Raw genomic sequence first — 23,442 nt, forward strand, 5'->3', positions numbered from 1 at the left:
GCAATTTAAATTTATGTTAATGAAAAAGCTTATTCATCAGGGAATTCTTTATTTTCTAGCAGTTGCTGTTTGTGTGTTTAGCCAGTTGGTTTCTGCGCAAGATAAGCTACTTTCACCCGAACAAGCTTTTTCATTTTCGGTTGAATCTTCTGAGCCGCATACTGCGAGTTTATCTTGGCAGATTCAGCCAAATTACTATCTTTATCAGCATAAATTTTCCGTACAACAAGGTACTCAACCTTTAGCTTTAAAGTTACCGAAAGCGATTGCCCAATATGATGAAAATTATGGGCAAAGTCAGGTTTATTACCATCAAGTTAATTTCCAAATTAAGACTAAGCCTTCAGAGCACTATAGTGTGACTTGGCAGGGCTGTGCCAAAGACCGTATTTGTTATCCACCACAAACCATTGAGTTTCAAACTGATGCAGATGGCCTAGTTGGTGTACAGAACCAAGCAGGAACAGCACCAAAACGATTGCTAGATTTAGCAAATACACAATCTGACACTTCCAAGGGTTCAGAATCTGTAGAAAAAGAGCAAAATACAGAGTCAGCAGTTACTATAACCACACCACAAATTGCGCAAGATCAGATCTGGTCTGCTAAGTTAATTGAGAACTCGCTGTGGTATGGCGTTTTATTATTTTTAGGTTTAGGCATGTTGCTCGCATTTACACCATGCTCTTTACCGATGCTGCCCATTTTAACTTCACTCATCATTCGAGATCATAAAGGTCTAAAAGCTTGGACCATTGCGCTTACTTTTGTGTGTAGCATGGCATTGGTTTACGCTGGCTTAGGTTTAATTGCTTCTTCGGCAGGTCTAAATTTCCAGCGTTGGTTACAACAGCCAGCAACCTTAATTGCTTTTAGTTTACTGTTTATTGTCTTTGCTTTGAATTTATTCGGTCTGTTTGAGCTTCGTTTACCTCAGACATGGTTAAACCGACTTGATCGTATTCAGTCGATGCAACAAGGTGGCACTTTAGTGGGTGCTGGAGTCATGGGTGTGGTTTCTGCACTCTTGGTGGGTCCTTGTATGACCGCACCCCTCGCTGGAACTTTATTATTTATTTCTCAAACACAAAACCAGTGGCAAGGGGCTTTGCTTTTATTCTGTCTAGGTTTTGGAATGGGAATTCCGCTATTACTGGCAAGTATTTTAGGGGCGAAATTTCTGCCTAAAGCTGGTGACTGGATGCATCAGATTAAAGTTATTTTTGCTTTTCTGATGTTAGGTTTAAGTCTTTATTTTATTCGTCCTTTATTGCCAGATTGGGGCATGCAAGTTCTTAGTCTCGTATTAGGTCTCGCTTTTATAATTTATGCGCTTTATCAGTTTTTCTGGAAAAAAGGGCAGCTCCAATGGCTCTACGCGATTTTATTATTAATCGTTACACCTTTTGTAGCCTATAACCAATACCAACACATTCAAAATCGAACTTTGCAAAGTTCTAATCATATGGCCGAGTGGCATATTGCAACTACAGCAGCGGACTTTAAGAAAATTTTAGCAGCAGCGCCTACAGATCGAGCTATTGTCGTTGATGTCTATGCAGACTGGTGTGTTGCCTGCCAACCGATTGAGCATCGTATTTTAAAATCACCTGAGGTTCAGGCTGCTCTTGCACCATATTATTTAATTAAGCTTGATTTGAGTCATTATGACCAGTCACATGAAGCGCTACTCAAACAATGGAATATTTTAGGTCCACCGACCTATCTATTTTTAAGCCCAGAGCAAAAAGAAATTCGCGCATTGCGTTTAACTGGTGCTTTTAGTCAGCAAGAGCTTTTGCAACAACTTGCGAGCTTGGCAAAACTAAAAGATTCATAAGGTATTCATCGTTTCAATCTGATGAAATGTACGTACTTGATTGCGTCCTGAAGCTTTTACCGCGTAGAGGGCTTGATCAGCCTGTCGAATAACAAGATAAGGGTCTTCTGCAAAAGCTGAACTGCTGATTCCAAAACTTGCACTAATATGAATAGGATTGTTTTGAGCGCTACAAACGGGCAGTTCTTGCAAAGCAAGACGACAACGCTCAGCAATTTTCTCTGCTTGAATAATATCGGTATGAGGGAGTAATAAAATAAACTCCTCTCCACCAAAACGTCCAATAATATCCTCGTTACGCAAGTTCTCAGAAAGACATTGAGCGATTTCAATTAAGACTTGATCACCTTGGTGATGCCCGTATATATCATTAATTTTTTTAAAATGATCGATATCGAGAAGTACTACTGCATAATCAAATTGCTGTTGGTGTAGCGACTCTAAATGCGTGTTTAAACTACGTCTATTTAATACATTAGTTAAGGGATCAAGTTGGCTTAGGCGTTGAATATAAGTTTCACGTTGCCGCCATTGAGTGAGCAATATTTCAAATAAAATAAAGCAAGCCAATAAGATGGGCATAATAAAAAAAGCCATGCTCGCTAACCAAAAGGGGTTAGTTTGAGCATGTTCCATAGCCTTAAAATTAAATAGAGGGGCATAAGGCACAGTACCGCTCATACTTAAATATGTACATACCGTTAAAATAATCGTTGCAGGTACAAGGGCGCTATAAACAATTTTACGGTCAAATAACACCAGACCGACACCAATCGTGCCCACATAACCGACCATAGTGGCTGGGCTAATACTGCCAATTAAATATCCATCATGGCATAGCATGAGTGCAAAGAACTGCACACTAATGAAAGGAATGACTCTTTGAGCCCACTCAACATTTTTGTATCGATAGCAGGGGATAATCAAAAGGCCCAATAAAAATAAGGTCAATAAATTAAGCCAGATTTGTGACTCAACCAAAGGCAGATTTGCCCATTGCCAGACGCTTGGCGTAATTAAAATATAACCTTTCCATAAGATCCAACTAAAGTTCATGGCGCAGGCAAGTGTGAGCATCAGTGCGCTTTTTTGTAGTGGTGTCCAGTTGATGATGTGATTGTTATGGATGAAATCGATTATCACCTGTTTTGTTCTATGTATGGGATAAGTGATTAAACGATTTTTCATAGTACGTAAGGGCTCCTAAATTTAGATGCCTCTTTGTTAGACCATTCTAATATTGGATTGTTTAAATTAATTTATATTTTAAACATAGCATGATTTTCATTTTATACATGATGCCTTTTATAAGGAAAATGATGTGAAAAGTTTTTAGAGCTATTCACATCATTGATAGGTAAATTAAGTTTTATCAAGCTCATGGGCAAATTCAGCAATATCTGCCAATGCTTGTTTTGCTTCATCAAACCACGCATTGAACATCTGGAAGTTATGCCACATGCCCGTATAAAGTTTGAATTGAACTTTAACGCCAGCCTCTTCAGCTTTTTCTCTAAAACGCTTGGCATCGTCTAATAAGATTTCTTTAGATCCTACTTGAACCAAAGTTGGCGGTAGGTCATGTAAGTCATCGAAAATAGGTGAAACGCGTGGATCATCAGCTGCGATATGATTGCCTATATAGTACTGAGTTCCTGTTTGTAGGGCTTCAATAGATAATAACGCATCATGTTTTTTGTTAAATCTGAGAGACTCACTCGTGAGCGTTAAATCCAAAAATGGAGATAACAAAATCAGGCCACTCGGCATAAGCTCAGGTTGTTCTTTTAAACGTAAGCAAAGTGCTAGTGCTAAATTTGCTCCGCATGAATCACCCGATAAAATAATATCTTTAGGCTGAACGCCTTGTACCAATAAAGATTGATAGATGTCATATAGAGCTTCAGTCGCCTCAGGGTAGGGATGTTCAGGCGCAAGTGGATAATCCACATGAATAATCTGCATTTGGGTGCGGGCAGCTAAATCGGTCATAAAAGCATGGTGAGTTTTGACACTCCCAAGGAAAAAAGCGCCACCGTGAATGTGAAAAATCAGTTGAGTTGCAGAATCTTGCGGTTTGATTTCTTCACCTTTAATGCCTGCTAACCGAATTGGGCGCACAGAAACATTTTTTTGTCGTGGAAAAGCACGACACATCTGATCTAGAACGGGACGTAAAGCAGTAGCCGGCAAATTTAGCTGGCTTGGCTTGCGAATTGTTGTTTTAAGAAAAGTTTCTGTAAAGTAATATTTCCAAACATTTGATATATTCATATAGCATCCATTTTTATGCTAGTTTCTTGTTTTCTTGTAAATTTTATTTTGCAAGATTACAAGGTTACACGAAACAGTCACATTCAAAAATTGCAATATCTTTGCGACTTCTGAATACTGAAAATCTTGAAAGACCCAAGGATATTACAAAAATGAAAAAGATTGCTTTAGCTTTAGGACTCATTGGTATGGCTGCATTTGCCAATGCGGCTGATTCACTCAATGGAACGGTATGGAAAACGATTGATGATCAGACCAACAAGCCAAAAGCCGTAGTGAAATTTACGGAACAGAAGGACGGAACCTTAACTGCAACCATTCAAAACATTTTGACACCGGGCGAAGAAAACGCTTGTACAAAATGTGAAGGTCCGTATAAAAACAAACCACTTAAAGGTGTCACCATTGTACATAATTTAAAAAATGTAGGTGGTAACAGTTATGAAAACGGTACGATTTTAGACCCAAAATCTGGTAAAACTTACAAATTGAAAGGTGAGTTAACCGATGGCGGTAAAAAGCTTAAACTGCGTGGTTATATTGGCGTTTCTGCACTTGGTCGTAACCAAACATGGATTCGCGCGAACTAAAAGTTTTAATAAAAAAACGAGCCGTATGGCTCGTTTTTTATGCTTGGATATTTTGATAAGTGGTTTCATCGAAACCTACAATGAAACCTTGAGCGGTTTGTAAAACAGGTCTTTTAATCAAACTTGGTTGAGCAATGAGTGCTTCAATAAGGTGATCTTCATTGCTTAAAGCACGATTTTGTTCTTCTTCTGAAAGCTTACGCCAAGTTGTGCCTTTTTTGTTGAGAACAGTATCTTGTCCAATTTCTTTTAACCAGATTTTTAGAGTATCTGCATCAATGCCTTGTTTTTTATAATCATGAAAATCGTAGCTAAGCCCTTTGGCTTGCAAAGCATCAAAAGCTTTTTTCATTGAGTTACAGTTTTTAATTCCATAAATTTTTAACATTTTATTGGACCATGTCAAAAAGAGAGAACACACAGCCTAACCCAAAAAGCTTTTAAGCACTACTTTATACCGATACTTTTAAAACAAATGAAAATTAATGATTAATTGAAAGCGAAATGTCATGTTATTGTCATAAGACAAGGCAATAATGAGCTTAATAAGAAGAAGTTAAAACTAAAAGAACTTAGCGCAAAAATAAGAGACTAAAAAAGAGAAAACCCGCATTTAATCATCCTGATCATGCGGGTCTCATTTCAACGTCCATTGTCACATCCTTGCAAATAAACTTATCATAAGTTTATTTTATCTTCCTACGGCGTCCTATCCTTTTGCGTCATCCTGACTGCTTCCCTGTGCCGTGGGGCTATAATGCCGTTAAAGCTGTGTAAGAAAAATACTCAAAAACGACATATGCTGTAAGCGAAAACGACAATGTAAGTGAACAGTTGTTCACTTATTCTTGAATTTTGTAGTCGATAATGACAGGTGCGTGATCACTAAACCATTGATCTTTATAAACCCAAGCATTAATTGTGCGGGCTTTCCAGTCTGGTGAGCAAGCATGATAGTCAATACGCCACCCTACATTTTTTGCACGGGCTTGACCGCGATTTGACCACCATGAATAAAGTTCTGCTTCTGCGCGAACCACACGGAAGGTATCGACATAACCCAGTTCGTCATAAATATGATCAAGCCATGCACGTTCATGTGGTAAACAGCCAGATGATTTTTGATTACCTGACCAGTTTTTGATATCAATTCGTTTATGAACAATGTTGTAGTCACCACAAATGATGACTGACTTATTTTCATCACGCCATTGTTTCAAGATTTTTGCGTATTCACCTAAAAATAAATCTTTACGTGCTTGCGCTTCTTCACCACTTGAGCCTGAAGGTAAGTATAATGATGCAATATGTACCGGATGTGACAAACCTAAATCGAATTCCGCAGAAATAAAGCGGCCTTGACTGTCAGCTAGCTCAAACCCTAAACCATCTTTAACAGAGACAAAGGGTAAGCGGCTATATATCGCAGTTCCCGCATAACCTGCACGCTCTGCTGGAAAGAGATGGGTATGCCATCCTTCGGGTCTAAATTTTTCAGTCCATTGTTCATGGGTAATGCGGCTTTCCTGCATGCATACGACATCGGCATCTGATTGTTCTAACCATTCAAGTAAGCCTTTCGTTACTGAAGAACGTAAGCCATTTACGTTAATGGAAACGACTCGAAGAATTTTTACATCACTTGGATACTGATCCTTTGGTATCATGCGAAAATTTAACCTCAATTGTGAATTTGGAGCACCTCATGACAACGCCTGTGTCATTTCACCCGCAAGCATTTATCGAACTCGCATTATCACGCGGTGTGCTTAAATTTGGTGAGTTTACTTTAAAATCTGGACGCGTGAGTCCTTATTTTTTTAATGCAGGCCTACTCAACGATGGTGAAGCTTTATCTCTTTTAGCGCAAGGCTATGCTGATAAATTAACACAATGCCAAAATGTTGATGTGATTTTTGGACCAGCTTACAAAGGTATCCCATTTGTAGCAGCGACTGCTGTAGCTTTGTCGCAAGTACATAACAAAAGTGTGCCATGGGGCTTTAACCGTAAAGAAGCGAAAGATCATGGCGAAGGCGGTGTTTTAGTTGGTGCTGCGGTTGAAGGTAAAAAAGTCTGGATTATTGATGACGTGATTACCGCGGGTACAGCGATTCGTGAAGTTGTAACGATTTTGAAAAATGCTGGCGCAACTATTGCGGGCGTTTTGGTGGCATTAGATCGTCAAGAACGCGGTCAAGGTGAGCTTTCTGCAATTCAAGAAGTTCAAAAAGAATTAGAAATTCCTGTGCACGCCCTAATTACCATGAAAGATTTGATGGATTATTTAGAAGCGAAAGGCGAAAAAGAAGCGCTAGCTAATATGCAAGCTTATCGTGAAAAATACGGCATCTAAAAATAAAAAGGCATACCTCTAAATAGGGGTATGCCTTTTTTAATATTTACTTAAAATTGATAATTTAAACGCAATAACACATTACGTGGTGTGCCTGGCATGCTATCTGAGCGCCAGTACTCTTTATTGGTTAAGTTATTTACCGCAAGTGTGACATTCCATGGATCAGCACTATAGCCAATCGCCGCATCGACACGGTTAAAGCCTTCCATTTTTACTTGATTATTAATATTTGGATAATAAGACCCGACATAGGTTACCCCCACCTCTGTATACCACTGCTCGGTTGGTAAATAACGAACAAATAAATTACCCGTATTTTTAGATGTGTTGGCTAAATAATTGCCTTCTTGTTCAGGCTTTTGTTTGTCTTCTTTTACTTTTGCATCTGTGTAGCCATAACCACCACGGACAAAGACATTATCAAGTACACGGCCAATAAAACTAAATTCAAGACCACGGGATTGATGCTGACCCGCAGTTGCCCATACTTCTGGTTCTTCATTAGGTTTTGGTTTATAGCGGATATTATTTTTACGAATATCAAAGACAGAAAGTTGAGTATTTAAACGATTATCTAACCATTCACTTTTTACCCCAACTTCGTATTGCTCGTTATATTGAGGTTCTTTATCCATTTTTGTGACATCGGTGCTTCCAGTGACTTGGTTAACACCCATTTGTCCGCCAAATGGTGCAAAGCTCTTAGAATAAGACGTGTAAAAGCTATATTCAGGAAGCGGTTGCCATACCAAACCAACATTAGGGCTAAAGCTACCATCTTTTACATTACGGTGTTCATTCGTTAACTTGTTGGTGGTTGAAAAATCGAAGTAATCGTAGCGGACACCCATCATCAGTTTAAGTTGGTCATTTAGACCAATTAAATCTTGAATAAATACGCCGTAAGTGGTGCCTTCATTATAGTTATGCTGACTAATTTTTAATGGGCCATTGCCACGACTATATTCACGTTCACCAGTGATTGGATTAACGTAACCATAAATGGCTGACCCATTTTGAGTTTTATTGGCTAGACGTGGTTCTCGTTGTTCATAAGTCCAGTCTGTACCCACCATAATTTGATGTTCAAGCTGGCCTGTTTTGAACTTGCCCTTAATATCAAATGTATTGGTGGTGGTCTTATTGCTGGTTTGTTGCCAGTAGTAAATTTGGTCGATGTAACCTTTTTTAGTACAAGACTCATTCTTTGAGTTTTTTCCATCTAACCCACAATAAGTTCCAAAATAAAAGTGGTCAAAGTTCTGTTCTGCTTGTCGGTAACTTGCTGCCCAGTGGAAGTTCCAATCAGGCGCATATTGATAATTCACATCGCTACGGACCACTTGCAAAATATCATCAACATAATCGCCGTCTTGGGCAAATCCTGTTTTGATTGTAGTTCCCGCAGGCAGAATGTCATGTGATGGTCCGCGATCAGGTACACGCCCTAATTTGTCATAAGTATATTGCGTGGTCCAAGTGAGTGTTCCATCGTCATTTTTATAAGTGAAACTTGGTGAAAACATTTCAATCTTATTTTCAATACCAGAGCGGAAGCTGCCTGTCTCGCCATATTCTCCCGTTAAACGGACTGCTAAATTGTCATTAATGACTTGGTTGATGTCAGCGGTTGTTCCGTAGTTATCATATGAACCCGCATATGCGCCAACTGAACTTTTAGAGTCAAAATTGGCAAACTTACTCACCATATTCACCACCCCACCACCAGCGCTACGACCATATAAAACAGAAGCGGGGCCTTTTAAAATTTCTATACGCTCGATATTGGCTGTACTACGGCGTACTTGTCCGCTTTCACGTATACCATCACGGTAAATATCGCCTGTATCAGCACCAAAACCACGAATCGTAATGCCATCACCGCGCATATCGTAACTGGTTGATACGCCTGGCGTACCTTGCAGCATCACACTTAAATCATTCGATCCATAAATTTTATATTTCTGTACATCAATGGTATCAACGGTTTGAGGAATATCTTTTTTGTCTAAACCATTACGTGTGACATTGGCCTTGTCATAATCGATATAACTTTTAATCGGGTCGAGCTCACTCATGGCTTCAATTTTTATGGTGGGCATGGTAGCTGCAACTTTTGATGAGTCAGTTACATCTTCTGCATAGGCACCTTGACTATTTAAGATCATTAAACTGAGTAAGCTGAGCGGGAATGAACCCTTAATTTGGGGAGATGATAAAGAAATTCTTAACATAAAAATAAAATCAATTAACAAAAATAAAAGTATAAATGATAATTATAATCATTTAATTGTTTAGAATAAAAGAAATATTGCCTTAAAAAATGACATATTTATTGTTTAGTAACTGTTTTTTAGAAAGATGATTGGGGAATTAAACGGATAATATGAGTTAACTCATTAGTTTTTCTTGTTAATTGATTTTTGAAAGGGGAGCTTTTTACCGATTAAAGCTCCCCTTAGAATTACGCATTATTTTTGAGAACATCTAAAATATCCATTTCTGGATCATAATTTTCATCAATCGTTTTACAAATTGCTTGTCCAACAATCACATGCGTGCCATTAAAGGTCATAGTTGGCGCTTCATATAATTCCCAACCATGATTCAGTGCTTTAGTGACTCGTGCACAAAAAGCAGAGTCATCTGGGCCTGTTAAATAGCGATAAAGTTTCATCTTTAGCCTTTAAAAATAATATTTTATGAATATAGTTTAACCGAATTTACCTTTGCTCAAGATAAAGAAATAACCGATAAGGTTTTACTGAAATTAAGAAAAACCAGTGAAAAATCTCAGTTATACTCATGCTAATTTAAATTTTAAGAAGAGCTTGAGCATGCGTGTACTTGTCGTCATGGATCCGATTGAAACCGTAAACCTTAAAAAGGATTCAACCATGGCAATGTTGTGGGCGGCGAGCCGTCGTGGCCATGAATTAGGTTATGCATTACAGCAAGATTTATATATTGATCAGGGTAAGGCGTACGGCCTAATCTCACCGTTAAAAGTTTTTGAAGACTACAATCATTACTATGAGCTAGGCGAAAAGAAAAAAGAGTCTATCGCAGCTTATGATGTTGTGCTCATGCGTAAAGATCCACCGTTTGACATGAATTTTGTCTATACAACTTATGTGCTTGAGCAAGCTGAGCGCGAAGGTTCATGGATTATTAATAAGCCTCAGTCACTGCGTGATTGCAACGAAAAATTGTTTGCAACGCAATTTCCAGAACTACAAGTACCTACACTTGTAACATCGCAACAAAGTTTAATCCGTGAATTTATTAAAGAGCATGGCGATGTCATTGTTAAGCCACTTGATGGTATGGGTGGTATGGGTATTTTCCGTTTATACCAAGACGGTGTAAATATTGGTTCTACCTTGGAAATGCTGACAGAGCTAGGTACACGCCCAATTATGGCACAGCGTTATATTCCTGAAATTGTAGAAGGGGATAAGCGTATTTTAATGGTAAACGGTGAGCCTATTCCTTATTGTTTGGCTCGTATACCACAAAATGGTGAAGTACGCGGTAACTTGGCGGCAGGTGGTTTAGGCCAAGCGCGTCCCCTTACTGAAAACGATAAGTTGATCGCAGCTAAAATTGGTCCTTTCTTACGCGAAAAAGGTTTGGTTTTTGTTGGTTTAGATGTAATTGGTAATTATGTCACTGAAATTAATGTTACTAGCCCAACCTGTATTCGTGAAATTGATGCTCAATTTGGTACATCAATTGCAGACAATTTATTTGATGTATTAGAAGCTGGTCGTTCAGCTTAACTCGTTATTTCAGGTGGTTTTCTAAGGTATTTATGGGAAATCACCTGAAAATATATGAATTAATAAAATAACAATACTAAATACACCACAGCTTTGTAGGCATATTTTCAAAAAAGCACATCTTTCTGTTATAAACGAGTGAAATTCGCTTTTCGTTAATGAAGCTTTAGGATTAAAATAAACGGCTACAAAAATAGATGACAATTTCCATTGTTTTTTGAGTTGAAGAATTAGACCGTGACCGATTCACAGCAAAGCAAACCCAAACATGTCATGATGATGGCTGCCGGTACAGGTGGACATGTTTTTCCAGCCCTCGCCGTAGCCAAGCAACTTCAACAACAAGGTTGTCAGGTTTCATGGTTAGCCACGCCAACAGGTATGGAAAATCGGTTGTTAAAAGATCAAAATATTCCAATATATCAAATTGATATTCAAGGGGTTCGTGGTAATGGATTAGTCCGTAAAATTGCTGCACCTTTTAAAATTTTAAAAGCCACTTTGAGCGCAATGCGCTATATGAAACAGCTTAAAGTTGATGCAGTTGCAGGCTTTGGTGGTTATGTGGCGGGGCCGGGTGGTTTAGCCGCACGTTTGTTAGGTATTCCTGTACTTATTCATGAGCAAAATGCAGTTGCAGGTTTTACCAATGCGCAGTTATCTCGCGTTGCTAAAGTGGTGTGCGAAGCATTTCCAAATACCTTTCCTGCTGGTGGAAAAGTCGTAACCACAGGAAATCCTGTGCGTCGTGAAATCACGGATATTTTAAGCCCAAAGTGGCGCTATGATGAGCGTGAGCAAGCGGGTAAACCTCTAAATATTCTAATTGTTGGCGGTTCTTTAGGTGCTAAAGCACTCAACGAACGCTTACCTCCAGCATTAAAACAATTACAAGTTCCACTCAATATTTTTCACCAGTGTGGCCAGCAACAAGTTGAGGCAACTCAAGCACTTTATGCAGATGCACCAGCTCATTTAACTGTTCAAGTTTTGCCTTTTATTGAAGATATGGCAAAGGCTTATAGTGAGGCGGATTTAATTATTTGCCGAGCTGGAGCACTCACGGTGACAGAAGTTGCAACAGCAGGTGTGGCCGCAGTTTTTGTACCACTTCCTATCGCGGTTGATGACCACCAAACTGCAAATGCCAAATTTCTGGCTGATGTCGGCGCTGCGAAAATTTGCCAGCAATCGACCATGACACCAGATATTTTAAATGAATTGTTCACTTCGCTGATGAACCGCCAATTACTTACCGAAATGGCAGTGAAAGCGCGTCAACATGCCCAACCAAATGCGACTCAGCATGTGGTTGATCTTATCCAAAAAATGTAATCGGATTTACTATGTCTCCATCAACAGCTGCGAACCAAGCAAAAAAACTGATTAAAGTGCCTGAAATGCGCCGTATCAAACACATTCATTTTGTGGGGATCGGTGGCGCTGGGATGTGTGGCATTGCAGAGGTTTTGGGTAACCAAGGCTATAAAATTTCCGGTTCAGACATTAAAGCGTCTAAAACTACAGAACAATTAGAGAATAATGGCATCAAGGTTTATATTGGCCATCAACCGGAAAATATTAAAAATGCCAATGTGCTTGTAGTTTCTACAGCAATTGATCCGGAAAATCCGGAAATTAAAGCTGCGATTGAACAGCGTATTCCAATTGTACGTCGTGCAGAGATGCTAGGCGAACTTATGCGTTATCGTCATGGTATTGCTGTAGCAGGTACACATGGTAAAACCACAACTACAAGTCTTTTGACGACGATGTTGGCTGAAGAAAACCTTGATCCCACTTACGTTATTGGTGGTTTACTTAACAGTACAGGCGTAAATGCAGCATTAGGTGAAAGTCGTTTCATCGTAGCTGAAGCTGATGAGTCAGACGCATCTTTCCTTTATTTGCAACCAATGGCAGCGATTGTAACGAACATTGATGCTGACCATATGGATACCTATGAAGGTAGCTTTGATAAATTAAAAGATACATTTGTACAGTTCCTTCATAACTTACCATTTTATGGTTTAGCTGTAGTATGTGGTGATGATGCCAATATTCGTGAGATTTTGCCGCGTGTAGGCCGTCCGGTCATTACTTATGGTTTTAATGAAGATAACGACATTCGTGCAATTGATATTGAACAAGATGGTATGCGCTCGCACTTTACTGTGTTGCGTAAAGGCCGTGAACCATTACGTCTAACGATTAATCAACCGGGTTTGCATAATATTTTAAATGCCTTGGCAGCAATTGGTGTTGCAACGGATGAAGGTGTTTCTGATGATGCAATTAGCCGTGCATTAGAAGGATTTAGTGGTGTAGGTCGCCGCTTCCAAGTACAAGGTGAGTTTGAACTTGCTGATGGCAACGTTAAGTTGGTTGATGACTATGGACACCATCCGAAAGAAGTAGAAGCAACCATTAAAGCTGCTCGTCAAAGCCATCCGGATCGTCGTTTGGTTATGTTGTTCCAGCCACATCGTTACTCTCGTACTCGCGATTGTTTTGATGACTTCATTGAAGTGCTCTCTCAAGTCGATCAATTATTATTATTGGAAGTTTATCCTGCTGGTGAAAAACCTATTGTGGGTGCAGATAGCCGTACTTTGGCGCGTAGTATTCGTTTACGTGGACAAGTAGAGCCGATTTTGGTCGATCCGGTTGAAGGTAATTTGCAAAACATCATGCAAAATGTGTTACAACCAAATGACTTGTTATTAACGCAAGGTGCGGGTAACGTGGGAGCAATTTCAGTAGAACTTGCACAACACCATTTGTATGTGAAATAAACAAAAAGTATTGAATTATCGGGTTAAGGATTTAAACGTGTCAAATGCTACAAAATTCGGCAAAGTTGCCGTGTTATTTGGTGGGAAATCGGCTGAGCGTGCTGTGTCTTTAGATAGTGGTCAGGCAGTTTTGGACGCTTTGTTACGTTCAGGTGTTCAGGCTGAAGCATTTGATCCGCAAGACCGCAGTGTGACTGAACTTGTAAATTATGATCGTGCATTTATTGTATTGCATGGTCGCGGCGGTGAAGATGGCCAGATTCAAGGTGTTCTTGAATGGTTAAATCTGCCTTATACAGGAACCGGTGTACAAGGTTCTGCTATTGGCATGGATAAAGTTAAAACCAAGCAAATCTGGCAAGGTAGTGATTTACCTACAGCGCCATATCGCATTATTACGAAAGAAACAGATTTAGATGCGGTGATTGCTGAGTTGGGCTTACCTGTCATTATCAAACCTGTACATGAAGGTTCAAGTGTGGGCATGAGTAAGGTTGAGAAAGCAGAAGACTTTGCTGCTGCAATTGAAAAAGCGACTCAGCACGATGCTGTGGTGATGGCCGAAAAATGGATCACTGGTCGTGAATTCACAATTTCTTTCCTAAATGGACAGCCATTGCCGGTTATTCGTTTGCAGCCACCAGCAGATGTTGCTTTCTACGACTATGAAGCGAAATATCAACGTAATGATGTCGAGTATGGGATCCCTTGTGGTCTCAGTGAGACTGAAGAGAAAAACCTACAAGCATTGTGTTTACGTGCTTTTCAGGCTGTTGGTGCAGAAGGCTGGGGTCGTATTGATGCAATGCAGGATGAGCAAGGTAATTTCTGGCTTTTAGAAGTAAATACTGTACCAGGTATGACCAGCCACTCTTTAGTTCCAAAAGCTGCTAAGGCTGTTGGTTATAGCTTTGATGAATTGTGTGTGGCAATTCTTGAGCAAACATTGGAAGGTACGGCTTAAATATGGCACAACTTCCGGCTTCCATGCGCCGTAAACGTGCGGCCATCACCTCTATTCATGATAAACCACCTACACGTAAGCAGAAACTTGCGAATGCTGGTGGATGGGTGCTGTTGGTTATTGCTTTTGTAGTGCTGGCAGTCGGAGTTTATGGGTTATATAAAGTTATTACAGATGCAAAAGTTGCAAAACTAGAAGTTGTTGGTTCAGCCTCATCGGTTGAAACACAACAAGTGATGCAACATGTTGCTCCAATTATAAAAGCAAATTATTTCACATCTGATTTAGAGCAGGTTCGTGACAAAACATTAGAAATTTCATGGGTAGACCGAGTTGTTGTATCTCGTGCTTGGCCCAATGGTATTCGTGTTCGTGTCATGCCTCGACATGCTATCGCCCGTTGGGGAACAGGTCGCTTGTTAAGCGATGGAGGCGATGTGTTTAGTGAGGCGGAGCCAACAATTCATCCTGAACTTCCATTGCTTCATGGGCCGGTAAGTCAGTCAAAAATGATGATGCGACGCTATAATGAAATTAATCAATTATTCCATCCTGTCAATTTACGCTTAAAAGAGTTATATCTGACTGAGCGAATGACTTGGTTTATGCAGTTTGACTCTGGTTTACGCATTATTGTTGACCAAGATCAAACAATGAATAAGTTGCAACGTTTAAGTCATTTGGCACAATCTGACTTAAAACAGGTGTGGCCGAAAATCTCAGCCATTGATTTGCGATATCGTAATGGATTATCTATTCAATGGAAGAACGCAACACCACCTAAAATTGTGAATGGTCAGTTTGTTGTAACGATTGATGACACAAGCATTGCAGGTGGAACAAAAGCAAAGCCATAATACGTGGCTTTAAAATAGGCAATTTGCCTGGTATTAAACAACAAAGAAATGGTATGAGTGATGAGTGAAGCTGTTCCCTCAGTTGTTGCGATTGACATTGGGACGCATAAAGTTTCAGTTTTGATTGGAAAAATTCATGCGCCGGATAACATTCAAGTTATCGGTATGGCAACTGCTCGCAATCGAGGCATGAATAAAGGAAAAATTGTAAGCCTCGATAAAGTCATTGCTGCGATTAAAAATGCTGTTGCGGAAGCGGAAAATATGGCCGAATGTCGCATTCATAGCGCATGGGTATCTATTCCGAGTACCGAGTTGCAAAGTTTTTATGCCTCTGGTCGCACACCAGTATCTAATCCAGCACATGTGATTACAACAAATGAAGTTGTGCGCGCGTTAGAATTGGCAAAAGCAAGTCATGTGACTTCTGATTACTATTTAGCAAGTGCAGTACCGCTAGGCTTTGAATTAGGTGATTCTGCTGAATGGGTTCAGAATCCAATTAATATGACTGCCCATAGTATGACTGGACATTATCAGTTAATGATGATGCCTATAGCGACTATGCAAAACCTTGATCGTGCGATGAAAGGCGCAAATATCGGGGTTGAAAAAATGGTGGTGTCTTGTCTGGCAACCGCTGAGGCAAGCTTGCTGAAAGATGAAAAAGAGTACGGTGTTTGTCTCGTTGATATTGGCGCAGGCATTACCAATCTTGCAGTTTATCTTGATGGACGTTTAGCGTTAGCGCGTACATTGCAACGTGGTGGTGAGCATGTCACACGTGATATTGCCGCTGTACTGCAAACTACGACAGAAGAAGCTGAACGAATTAAAATTCTACATGGTTGTGTCGATTTAAGTGCTGTTAAGCCAGATCACATGATTCAAGTAGAAGGGATTGATGGCCCTCAAACTATTAGCCGGATTGAGTTGTCAGAAATTATTATTGCTCGTTATGAAGAGATCTTTAGCCAGATTCGCGATGAACTCGAACAAAGCGGTGCAATTCATGGTTTATACCATGGTGTAGTATTGACAGGGGATGCTTGTCAAATAGAAGGTATGGTGAGTTTAGCTCGTCGTATGTTGGGTGTATCCGCACATTTGGGTAATCCACCGTTACAGGTTTATGCTGATGATCAACATCAAGCAGCCTTACGTCGTTCTATGTATGCAACAGCAGCTGGTTTACTCATGTTTAGCCAAAGTGAGTTGCAAGATGCTGTTGAAGAGCCTGAAGAGGCAAATGACCGTTCGGTATGGGAACGAATGGTAAATGGCTGGAATGCGTTTAATAGCAAGTTAAAAGCCATTTTTTAGGATGTATGTATTTATTGGTAGAATTGTTAGGAAGTTGTAAGAGAAAACCGCTGTACTTGACAAGGTTGGTATTGCACAGCATTCTTAAAATTAGTTATTTTTGAAAATCAAGGCAGTATACGGGCTGAAGTGACTGCCATAATGTATTAGGAACCCTAAAGGTCATGGCCTCATTTGAATTTATAGAAGATGAACTAAACGATGGCAACGGTCAAGCCCGTTTCACTGTATTTGGTGTAGGTGGTGGTGGCGGTAATGCCGTTCAACATATGGTGCAGTCTGATATTCAAGGTGTTAAATTCGTTTGTGCCAATACAGACAAACAAGCACTGGACTGTATGAATGCACCTTTTAAAATTCAGTTAGGCGAGCAAAGTACACGTGGTCTAGGTGCTGGTGCTAACCCTGAAGTAGGGCAAGTTGCAGCAGAAGAAAGCCGTGAAATTATTCGTCATCACCTTGAAGGTACCGATATGGTTTTCGTTACCGCTGGTATGGGTGGTGGTACAGGTACTGGTGCAGCGCCTGTTGTGGCTGAAGTTGCCAAAGAAATGGGTATTTTGACTGTTGGTGTAGTTACAACTCCATTTAACTTTGAAGGCCGTCGCCGTTTAAAATCTGCTGAACGCGGTATTGAAGCACTTGAAGCACATGTCGATTCATTGATTATTATCCCTAACCAACGCTTATTGAGCGTATATGGCGATATTTCAATGAAAGATGCTTACAAAAAAGCTGATGATGTATTGTTAAACGCTGTACGTAGTATTTTTGACTTGGTTGTTAACCGGGGTCACATTAACCTTGACTTCGCCGATTTGAAAACTGCAATGAGTACGCGCGGTTACGCAATGATGGGTGCTGGTTTAGGTCGTGGTGAAGACCGTGCGCGTCAAGCTGCTGAACAAGCGATCCGTAGTCCATTACTTGATAATGTTAATATTATTAATGCCAAAGGCGTGTTAATTAACATTACGGGTGGTGATGATATTACGTTACGTGAAACAGAAATCATTACTGATGTGGTGAACCAGATTGTTGACCTTGATGAAGGCGAAATCTTCTACGGTACAGTATTTGACCCAGATGCACGTGATGAATTACGTGTAACAGTGATTGCAACTGGTTTAACTCGTAATGCAGCAGATGCTGAACCGAGAAAGCGTAATACGGTAAGCCATGCATCAACTCAATCAGCTCAATCTGTTGATGAAGATGATGTTCCTGCAATCAATAAACGTCAAAATGCTGATAATGAAGTCAGTAGCGCAGCAAGTTCTACTCCGCGTTCTTCTCCAATGAGTATTCAAGATTACTTGAAAAATCAGCAACGTAAGTAAATAATCGTTAGATTTAATGAAAGGCAGTGTTTAAACACTGCCTTTTTTTATTTTTGATCAATGACTAAATATGCTAACGTATAGCGGTTTTAAAAAAGAAGTTACAAAGCATGGTGAAACAACGTACTCTCAGTCGTGTGGTAAAAGCGAGTGGAATAGGTCTTCATAGCGGTCAAAAAGTGATGATCAATTTCATTCCACATACCGTGGATGGAGGTATTGTATTTCGCCGTATCGATTTGGATCCACCGGTTGATATCCCTGCCAATGCATTATTGATTCAAGAAGCTTTTATGTGCTCCAATTTAGTCACTGGAGATATAAAAGTGGGAACAATTGAGCATGTAATGAGCGCAATTGCAGGTTTAGGAATTGATAACCTGATTGTTGAAGTATCTGCGTCCGAAGTTCCGATTATGGACGGAAGTGCTGGTCCATTTATTTATCTTTTAATGCAAGGTGGATTGCGTGAACTGGATGCACCGAAAAAATTTATAAAAATATTAAAACCAGTTGAAGCACTCATCGATGATAAAAAAGCAATTTTTACCCCGCATAATGGTTTTCAATTAAATTTCACAATCGATTTTGACCATCCTGCATTTGCAAAAGAATATCAATCTGCAACGATCGACTTTTCGACAGAAACTTTTGTTTATGAAGTTAGTGAAGCACGTACGTTTGGTTTCATGAAAGACCTAGACTACCTGAAAGCAAACAATTTAGCGCTAGGCGCAAGTTTGGATAATGCAATTGGTGTAGATGATACAGGGGTCGTCAATGAAGAAGGCTTACGCTTCGCCGATGAATTTGTCAGACATAAGATTTTAGATGCAGTAGGTGATTTGTATTTGCTTGGTCATCAAATTATTGCCAAGTTTGATGGGTATAAATCAGGACATGCTTTAAATAATCAGCTGTTACGCAATGTTCAAAGTGATCCGAGTAATTATGAAATTGTAACATTTGATGACGAGAATCAGTGTCCAATTCCATATGTCAGCGTGACATAAGTCATTGTCTTTACTTGGCTACGTTATAATGTAACATTTAAAAGTGTGATTATAATCACATAACAAGAACGATTCTAATTAAGATATAGAAAGCTGATCATTTTTTATTGCTTGCCAAACGTAGTAAAGCTTGGCTAAGCTTAGGGTCGCTCACGAAGTCGGCTGCACTACGTAACATTTCTTGTGTTTCCGGGGGGATGGGTTTAGATGGCTCAGATGAGGGTGCATTGGGAATATTTTTATTTCTCAATCGAACCTGAATTCTTTGTAAGTCTTTTAACCCTTCAAGCTGAGATAATTTAGATACATATTGGTTCTGTAAGTAACTGAGTTGACTGATCATCGCTTGATTTTCACCAGTAATGATTAAAGAACCATTTTGATAACACACGACCTGCCATTGTTCCGGTTGGGGCAATAAGGGTTGGATAATTTTCGTAAGTCTTTGCCATTGCGCGACTTGCGTTGTTAGAAACGTAAGGTTTCCTGTTTTTATGTGTTTTCCGGTTTGTTGAAAAACGTTATCGGGTTTAGACATGTTCATTCTCGGATGGATTCTTGTCTTAATCTTAAGCGTTCATTTCAATCGATATCAAGGAAGAGATCATAAGGAACTTGAGTAAGAACAGTTTCAAGAGGTTTTTATGCACACGCGTCGTATTTTATTAGCGTTTTCACTTGCCGCTTCGGCAGCATCAGTTGCTTTTGCAGATTATCAAACAATTAACCAATCTACTGACTCAGATCGATTGGAACAGCTATCAAAAACATTATCTCAAGGTTCATATACTCATCCTGACGATTTAGATCTTCCGGCGAGTGCGAAAGTTTCAGTGACCTTACGCCAAAAAACAGTTGAACTCAACAATGAGTCGCTTGCAAAGAAGTACGGTAATGCGACTGCAAAGAATTCTTTTAATGCTTCTTCTTCAAATTCTTACTCTTGGTTAGTTTCTCATCCTCTTCCTGATACTGTACGAGTTTCTTCAAACTTTGGTGGTCGCACCATGGGTGGCCGTGCAGAACATCATGGTGGTTTAGATATGGCTGCTCCAAGTGGCACACCAATCTATGCGACAGGTCCAGGTATCGTGACTAAATCTGGTTGGGGCACTGGCTATGGTCAATATGTTGAAATTAACCATGGCAATGGTTACTTAACACGTTATGCTCATGCTTCACGTTTAATGGTTCGTGTAGGCGACCAAGTGTCAGCAGGCGAGCATATTGCTAATGTAGGTTGTACAGGTCGTTGTACTGGCCCACATTTACATTATGAAGTAGTAAAAGATGGACAACGTAAGAACCCAACAACTTACTTAGCGATGCTTCCATAAAAGCATAGTTAAAAAGGTAAGGTTATTAAATTTATGAATCTAAAACTAAGCTAAACCTTTTTTAACGTAAAGATTGTATAAAAAAACGCCATTATTGGCGTTTTTTTGTTATTTTGTTTAATGCTCGGTCAATGACTATTCATTCAGAAAATAATAGAGCCCCCTCACATTCACCCGAGGCAATAACTTGAAAGGGGTAAAACGTGGTAAAAATACAAAGTAGATTAGAGAACAAGGAACAGGTGAATTATGGCGTTTTACGGTGACTCCGACGCACAAGAAACCCAAGAATGGCAAGATGCATTCGATTCAGTTTTACAACATATGGGAACTGAACGAGCGGCATTCTTGTTGGAAAAACTTTACCAACAAGCAATTGCTAAGCATGTTCCAATTCAACGTCTCAATACACCTTACTTAAATACAATTTCTGTTGAAGAACAACCTGCAATGCCAGGCGACCAAGATATGGAACGCCGTATTCGTGCATTGATTCGTTGGAATGCCTTAGCAATGGTACTTCGTGCGAATAAAACAGGTGATGATTTAGGTGGACACTTGGCGAGCTTCGCATCAAGTGCAACATTATATGACGTAGGTTTTAACCATTTCTTCCGCGCAAACAGCAATAACTTTGGCGGAGATATGATTTATTACCAAGGACACTGTGCTCCTGGTATTTATGCACGTTCATTCCTTGAAGGACGTTTAACTGAAGAACAGTTAAGTAATTTCCGCCGTGAAGTTGGCGGTAACGGTTTACCAAGCTATCCACATCCATATTTAATGCCTGACTATTGGCAATTCCCAACCGTATCAATGGGTCTTGGTCCAATCATGTCGATTTATCAAGCCCACATTCAAAAATATTTGATGAACCGTGGCTTGATCAAAGAAGAAGACCGTAAAGTTTGGGCTTATCTTGGCGATGGTGAGATGGACGAGCCAGAAAGTACTGGTGCGATTTCGCTTGCTGGCCGTGAAAAGCTTGATAACCTTATTTGGGTTGTTAACTGTAACTTACAGCGTCTAGATGGTCCTGTACGTGGTAACGGTAAAATCATTCAAGAGTTAGAATCTTTATTCCGTGGTGCGGGCTGGCGTGTAATTAAAGTTGTATGGGGCCGTCATTGGGACCCACTTCTTGCAAAAGACACCTCAGGCGCTTTAAAAGCGGTAATGGAAGAAACAGTTGATGGTGAGTACCAACGCTACCAAGTAAAAGGTGGTGCATATACACGTGAGAAATTCTTTGGCAAGTACCCAGAAGCTGCGGAACTTGTAAAAGATTTAAGCGATGAAGACATCGATAATCTTAACCGTGGTGGTCACGACCCTTACAAAGTTTTTGCTGCATATGCAGAAGCAATGAAAGCCAAAGGTCAACCAACAGTTATTCTTGCGAAAACTGTTAAAGGTTACGGTTTGTCTGAAGAAATTGAAGCGGTGAACAAAACTCACCAAATCAAAAAAATGCAGATCGACTCTTTGAAATATGTGCGTGACCGTTTCAACCTTCCATTTACAGACGATAAGTTAGAAGAGCTTCCATTCTATCGCCCAAGTGAAAACTCTCCAGAAATGAAGTATATGAAGGCGCGTCGTGAAGCATTAGGTGGCTACCTACCTGCACGTCGTCGTGAGAGTGAAACTTTAGCGATTCCTGAATTATCTGTATTTGATGCTGTATTAAATGGTTCAGGTGGTAAAGAACAGTCTACTACTATGGTGATGGTTCGTTTAATTGCTTCTTTACTCAAAGAAAAAGCGATTAAAGACCGCGTAGTACCAATTGTTCCAGATGAAGCACGTACTTTCGGTCTAGAGGGTATGTTCCGTCAGCTCGGTATCTATGCCGCTCACGGTCAAAAATATACCCCAGAAGACCAAGAACAGTTAATGCATTACCGTGAAGCAAGTGACGGTCACATGCTTCAAGAAGGGATTAACGAAGCTGGTGCGATGAGTGCATGGGCTGCGTTGGCAACAAGTTATTCAACAAATAACTTGCCAATGATTCCAATGTACATGTATTACTCAATGTTTGGTTTCCAACGTATTGGTGACATTGCATGGGCAGCTGGTGATGCGCAAGCTCAAGGTTTCTTGTTAGGTGCGACTGCTGGTCGTACAACATTGAATGGTGAAGGTTTACAGCACCAAGATGGTCATTCGCATATCTTGGCGAACACGATTCCAAACTGTGTATCTTATGATCCATGTTTTGGTTATGAGTTGGCTGTAATCGTACATGACGGTTTAAAACGTATGTATGTGAACCAAGAGCGTGTGTTCTACTACTTAACTGTAATGAACGAAAACTACGAGCATCCTGCAATGCCTGAAGGCGCTGAGGAAGGCATTAAACGTGGTATGTACTTGTTCGAAAAAGATGAAAAAGCAACTGTCCAATTGCTTGGTTCAGGTGTGATTCTTCGTGAAGTAATCAAAGCTGCGAAAATCTTACGTGATGAATACCAAATCAATTCAAACGTTTGGAGTGTAACAAGCTTCAATGAGTTGTCACGTGATGGTATGGCATGTGAAGAATACAACCGTTTACACCCACTTTCTGAAGAAGTGAAAGAATCATGGGTATCTAAACAGTTACGTGGTACAGAAGGTATCGTTGTTTCAGCAACTGACCATATGCGTGCTTATAGCGAACAAATCCGTGCTTATCTTCCAGATGGTCGTCCATTTGTTGCATTAGGTACAGATGGATACGGTCGTTCAGATACACGTGCTAACTTACGTAGTTTCTTTGGTGTTGATGCTGCACATATCGTTGTTGCTACTTTGAAAAAATTAGCTGACGAAGGTGAAGTAGATGCACGTTTGGTTAAAGACGCAATTTCTAACTTTGAGTTAGATACTGATCGTCCTGTGGCATGGGCTCCTCAAGCGCATCCAGAAGTTCAGGCAGTTGCTGAATATCATGAAACGCAAACAGGTGAGGGGAACTAAG

General features: G+C 40.0%; 20 protein-coding genes. 13 read left to right on the top strand and 7 right to left on the bottom strand.

Annotation, left to right across the window (positions count from 1 at the left end):
* Positions 1 to 13 precede the first annotated feature (13 nt).
* Positions 14 to 1,840: a protein-disulfide reductase DsbD gene (dsbD, locus tag F931_RS18800; RefSeq protein ID WP_016142744.1), complete on the top strand. Its 1,827-nt coding sequence runs from the start codon at positions 14 to 16 to the stop codon at positions 1,838 to 1,840.
* Here the strand turns inward: dsbD and F931_RS18805 are convergent.
* Together F931_RS18805 and est are read right to left on the bottom strand one after the other, a co-directional pair.
* Positions 1,835 to 3,028, bottom strand: coding sequence for a GGDEF domain-containing protein (locus F931_RS18805; RefSeq protein WP_016142745.1), 1,194 nt, complete (start codon positions 3,026 to 3,028; stop codon positions 1,835 to 1,837). The two genes, dsbD and F931_RS18805, sit on opposite strands and share 6 nt — an antisense overlap.
* Positions 3,029 to 3,202: 174 nt before the next feature.
* Entirely contained in the window at positions 3,203 to 4,114 is a 912-nt protein-coding gene (gene est / locus F931_RS18810; RefSeq protein WP_016142746.1) for an alpha/beta hydrolase, read from the bottom strand.
* Between the two features lie 152 nt (positions 4,115 to 4,266).
* Here est and F931_RS18815 point away from each other — a divergent pair, with 152 nt between their 5' ends.
* The gene (locus F931_RS18815) at positions 4,267 to 4,704 is read left to right on the top strand and encodes a DUF2147 domain-containing protein (protein ID WP_002121971.1); all 438 of its coding nucleotides are present in this window, start codon (positions 4,267 to 4,269) and stop codon (positions 4,702 to 4,704) included.
* Positions 4,705 to 4,741: 37 nt separating this feature from the next.
* Here F931_RS18815 and yffB read toward each other — a convergent pair whose 3' ends face one another.
* Both yffB and crc read right to left on the bottom strand, forming a co-directional pair.
* Positions 4,742 to 5,092 carry an arsenate reductase gene (yffB, locus tag F931_RS18820; protein WP_016142747.1) on the bottom strand — a complete coding sequence of 117 codons (351 nt, stop codon included), beginning with the start codon at positions 5,090 to 5,092 and terminating at the stop codon, positions 4,742 to 4,744.
* Positions 5,093 to 5,546: 454 nt separating this feature from the next.
* Entirely contained in the window at positions 5,547 to 6,371 is an 825-nt protein-coding gene (crc, locus tag F931_RS18825) for an exodeoxyribonuclease III (protein ID WP_016142748.1), read from the bottom strand.
* Between the two features lie 38 nt (positions 6,372 to 6,409).
* Here crc and pyrE point away from each other — a divergent pair, with 38 nt between their 5' ends.
* Positions 6,410 to 7,060: an orotate phosphoribosyltransferase gene (gene pyrE, locus F931_RS18830; protein ID WP_005300604.1), complete on the top strand. Its 651-nt coding sequence runs from the start codon at positions 6,410 to 6,412 to the stop codon at positions 7,058 to 7,060.
* Positions 7,061 to 7,110: 50 nt separating this feature from the next.
* On the opposite strand, the gene F931_RS18835 is transcribed toward pyrE, so the two are convergent.
* Positions 7,111 to 9,297: a TonB-dependent receptor gene (locus F931_RS18835; RefSeq protein ID WP_016142749.1), complete on the bottom strand. Its 2,187-nt coding sequence runs from the start codon at positions 9,295 to 9,297 to the stop codon at positions 7,111 to 7,113.
* A 230-nt stretch (positions 9,298 to 9,527) separates the two neighbouring features.
* Positions 9,528 to 9,740, bottom strand: coding sequence for a DUF1737 domain-containing protein (locus F931_RS18840; RefSeq protein WP_002122004.1), 213 nt, complete (start codon positions 9,738 to 9,740; stop codon positions 9,528 to 9,530).
* Positions 9,741 to 9,900: 160 nt separating this feature from the next.
* Here F931_RS18840 and gshB point away from each other — a divergent pair, with 160 nt between their 5' ends.
* The 8 genes from gshB to lpxC all read left to right on the top strand — a co-directional run bounded on the left by gshB (position 9,901) and on the right by lpxC (position 19,137).
* Entirely contained in the window at positions 9,901 to 10,845 is a 945-nt protein-coding gene (gshB, locus tag F931_RS18845) for a glutathione synthase (RefSeq protein WP_016142750.1), read from the top strand.
* Between the two features lie 237 nt (positions 10,846 to 11,082).
* Positions 11,083 to 12,180: an undecaprenyldiphospho-muramoylpentapeptide beta-N-acetylglucosaminyltransferase gene (gene murG, locus F931_RS18850; protein ID WP_016142751.1), complete on the top strand. Its 1,098-nt coding sequence runs from the start codon at positions 11,083 to 11,085 to the stop codon at positions 12,178 to 12,180.
* Between the two features lie 11 nt (positions 12,181 to 12,191).
* On the top strand, positions 12,192 to 13,640 hold the full coding sequence (gene murC / locus F931_RS18855; protein ID WP_016142752.1) for a UDP-N-acetylmuramate--L-alanine ligase: 1,449 nt from the start codon (positions 12,192 to 12,194) through the stop codon (positions 13,638 to 13,640).
* A gap of 37 nt (positions 13,641 to 13,677) precedes the next feature.
* On the top strand, positions 13,678 to 14,604 hold the full coding sequence (gene ddlB / locus F931_RS18860; protein WP_002121862.1) for a D-alanine--D-alanine ligase: 927 nt from the start codon (positions 13,678 to 13,680) through the stop codon (positions 14,602 to 14,604).
* A gap of 2 nt (positions 14,605 to 14,606) precedes the next feature.
* Entirely contained in the window at positions 14,607 to 15,461 is an 855-nt protein-coding gene (ftsQ, locus tag F931_RS18865) for a cell division protein FtsQ/DivIB (protein ID WP_016142753.1), read from the top strand.
* Between the two features lie 60 nt (positions 15,462 to 15,521).
* Positions 15,522 to 16,784 carry a cell division protein FtsA gene (ftsA, locus tag F931_RS18870; RefSeq protein ID WP_002122057.1) on the top strand — a complete coding sequence of 421 codons (1,263 nt, stop codon included), beginning with the start codon at positions 15,522 to 15,524 and terminating at the stop codon, positions 16,782 to 16,784.
* A gap of 164 nt (positions 16,785 to 16,948) precedes the next feature.
* Positions 16,949 to 18,124 carry a cell division protein FtsZ gene (gene ftsZ / locus F931_RS18875; RefSeq protein ID WP_016142754.1) on the top strand — a complete coding sequence of 392 codons (1,176 nt, stop codon included), beginning with the start codon at positions 16,949 to 16,951 and terminating at the stop codon, positions 18,122 to 18,124.
* Positions 18,125 to 18,234: 110 nt separating this feature from the next.
* Positions 18,235 to 19,137, top strand: a complete 903-nt coding sequence (lpxC, locus tag F931_RS18880) for a UDP-3-O-acyl-N-acetylglucosamine deacetylase (protein ID WP_016142755.1) — start codon at positions 18,235 to 18,237, stop codon at positions 19,135 to 19,137.
* A 97-nt stretch (positions 19,138 to 19,234) separates the two neighbouring features.
* On the opposite strand, the gene F931_RS18885 is transcribed toward lpxC, so the two are convergent.
* The gene (locus F931_RS18885; protein WP_079284272.1) at positions 19,235 to 19,681 is read right to left on the bottom strand and encodes a DciA family protein; all 447 of its coding nucleotides are present in this window, start codon (positions 19,679 to 19,681) and stop codon (positions 19,235 to 19,237) included.
* A 100-nt stretch (positions 19,682 to 19,781) separates the two neighbouring features.
* Between F931_RS18885 and F931_RS18890 the strand changes: the two genes are divergently transcribed.
* Positions 19,782 to 20,474 carry a M23 family metallopeptidase gene (locus tag F931_RS18890; protein WP_016142757.1) on the top strand — a complete coding sequence of 231 codons (693 nt, stop codon included), beginning with the start codon at positions 19,782 to 19,784 and terminating at the stop codon, positions 20,472 to 20,474.
* A 249-nt stretch (positions 20,475 to 20,723) separates the two neighbouring features.
* Positions 20,724 to 23,441 (top strand): pyruvate dehydrogenase (acetyl-transferring), homodimeric type, encoded by a 2,718-nt coding sequence (gene aceE, locus F931_RS18895; protein ID WP_016142758.1) that lies wholly within the window; start codon positions 20,724 to 20,726, stop codon positions 23,439 to 23,441.
* The last annotated feature ends 1 nt before the right edge of the window (position 23,442 follow it).

The sequence above is a fragment of the Acinetobacter pittii ANC 4050 genome, from assembly GCF_000399685.1.
Taxonomy (GTDB): domain Bacteria; phylum Pseudomonadota; class Gammaproteobacteria; order Pseudomonadales; family Moraxellaceae; genus Acinetobacter; species Acinetobacter pittii_E.

Bases quoted from the DNA above. Each gene is read 5' to 3' on its own strand.
- F931_RS18885 (WP_079284272.1), bottom strand. From the start codon at position 19,681: ATGAACATGTCTAAACCCGATAACGTTTTTCAACAAACCGGAAAACAC.
- yffB (WP_016142747.1), bottom strand. From the start codon at position 5,092: ATGTTAAAAATTTATGGAATTAAAAACTGTAACTCAATGAAAAAAGCT.
- F931_RS18835 (WP_016142749.1), bottom strand. From the start codon at position 9,297: ATGTTAAGAATTTCTTTATCATCTCCCCAAATTAAGGGTTCATTCCCG.
- F931_RS18890 (WP_016142757.1), top strand. From the start codon at position 19,782: ATGCACACGCGTCGTATTTTATTAGCGTTTTCACTTGCCGCTTCGGCA.
- F931_RS18815 (WP_002121971.1), top strand. From the start codon at position 4,267: ATGAAAAAGATTGCTTTAGCTTTAGGACTCATTGGTATGGCTGCATTT.
- aceE (WP_016142758.1), top strand. From the start codon at position 20,724: ATGGCGTTTTACGGTGACTCCGACGCACAAGAAACCCAAGAATGGCAA.
- pyrE (WP_005300604.1), top strand. From the start codon at position 6,410: ATGACAACGCCTGTGTCATTTCACCCGCAAGCATTTATCGAACTCGCA.
- ftsQ (WP_016142753.1), top strand. From the start codon at position 14,607: ATGGCACAACTTCCGGCTTCCATGCGCCGTAAACGTGCGGCCATCACC.
- ftsA (WP_002122057.1), top strand. From the start codon at position 15,522: ATGAGTGAAGCTGTTCCCTCAGTTGTTGCGATTGACATTGGGACGCAT.
- dsbD (WP_016142744.1), top strand. From the start codon at position 14: ATGTTAATGAAAAAGCTTATTCATCAGGGAATTCTTTATTTTCTAGCA.
- ftsZ (WP_016142754.1), top strand. From the start codon at position 16,949: ATGGCCTCATTTGAATTTATAGAAGATGAACTAAACGATGGCAACGGT.
- murC (WP_016142752.1), top strand. From the start codon at position 12,192: ATGTCTCCATCAACAGCTGCGAACCAAGCAAAAAAACTGATTAAAGTG.
- gshB (WP_016142750.1), top strand. From the start codon at position 9,901: ATGCGTGTACTTGTCGTCATGGATCCGATTGAAACCGTAAACCTTAAA.
- lpxC (WP_016142755.1), top strand. From the start codon at position 18,235: ATGGTGAAACAACGTACTCTCAGTCGTGTGGTAAAAGCGAGTGGAATA.
- est (WP_016142746.1), bottom strand. From the start codon at position 4,114: ATGAATATATCAAATGTTTGGAAATATTACTTTACAGAAACTTTTCTT.
- crc (WP_016142748.1), bottom strand. From the start codon at position 6,371: ATGATACCAAAGGATCAGTATCCAAGTGATGTAAAAATTCTTCGAGTC.
- F931_RS18840 (WP_002122004.1), bottom strand. From the start codon at position 9,740: ATGAAACTTTATCGCTATTTAACAGGCCCAGATGACTCTGCTTTTTGT.
- F931_RS18805 (WP_016142745.1), bottom strand. From the start codon at position 3,028: ATGAAAAATCGTTTAATCACTTATCCCATACATAGAACAAAACAGGTG.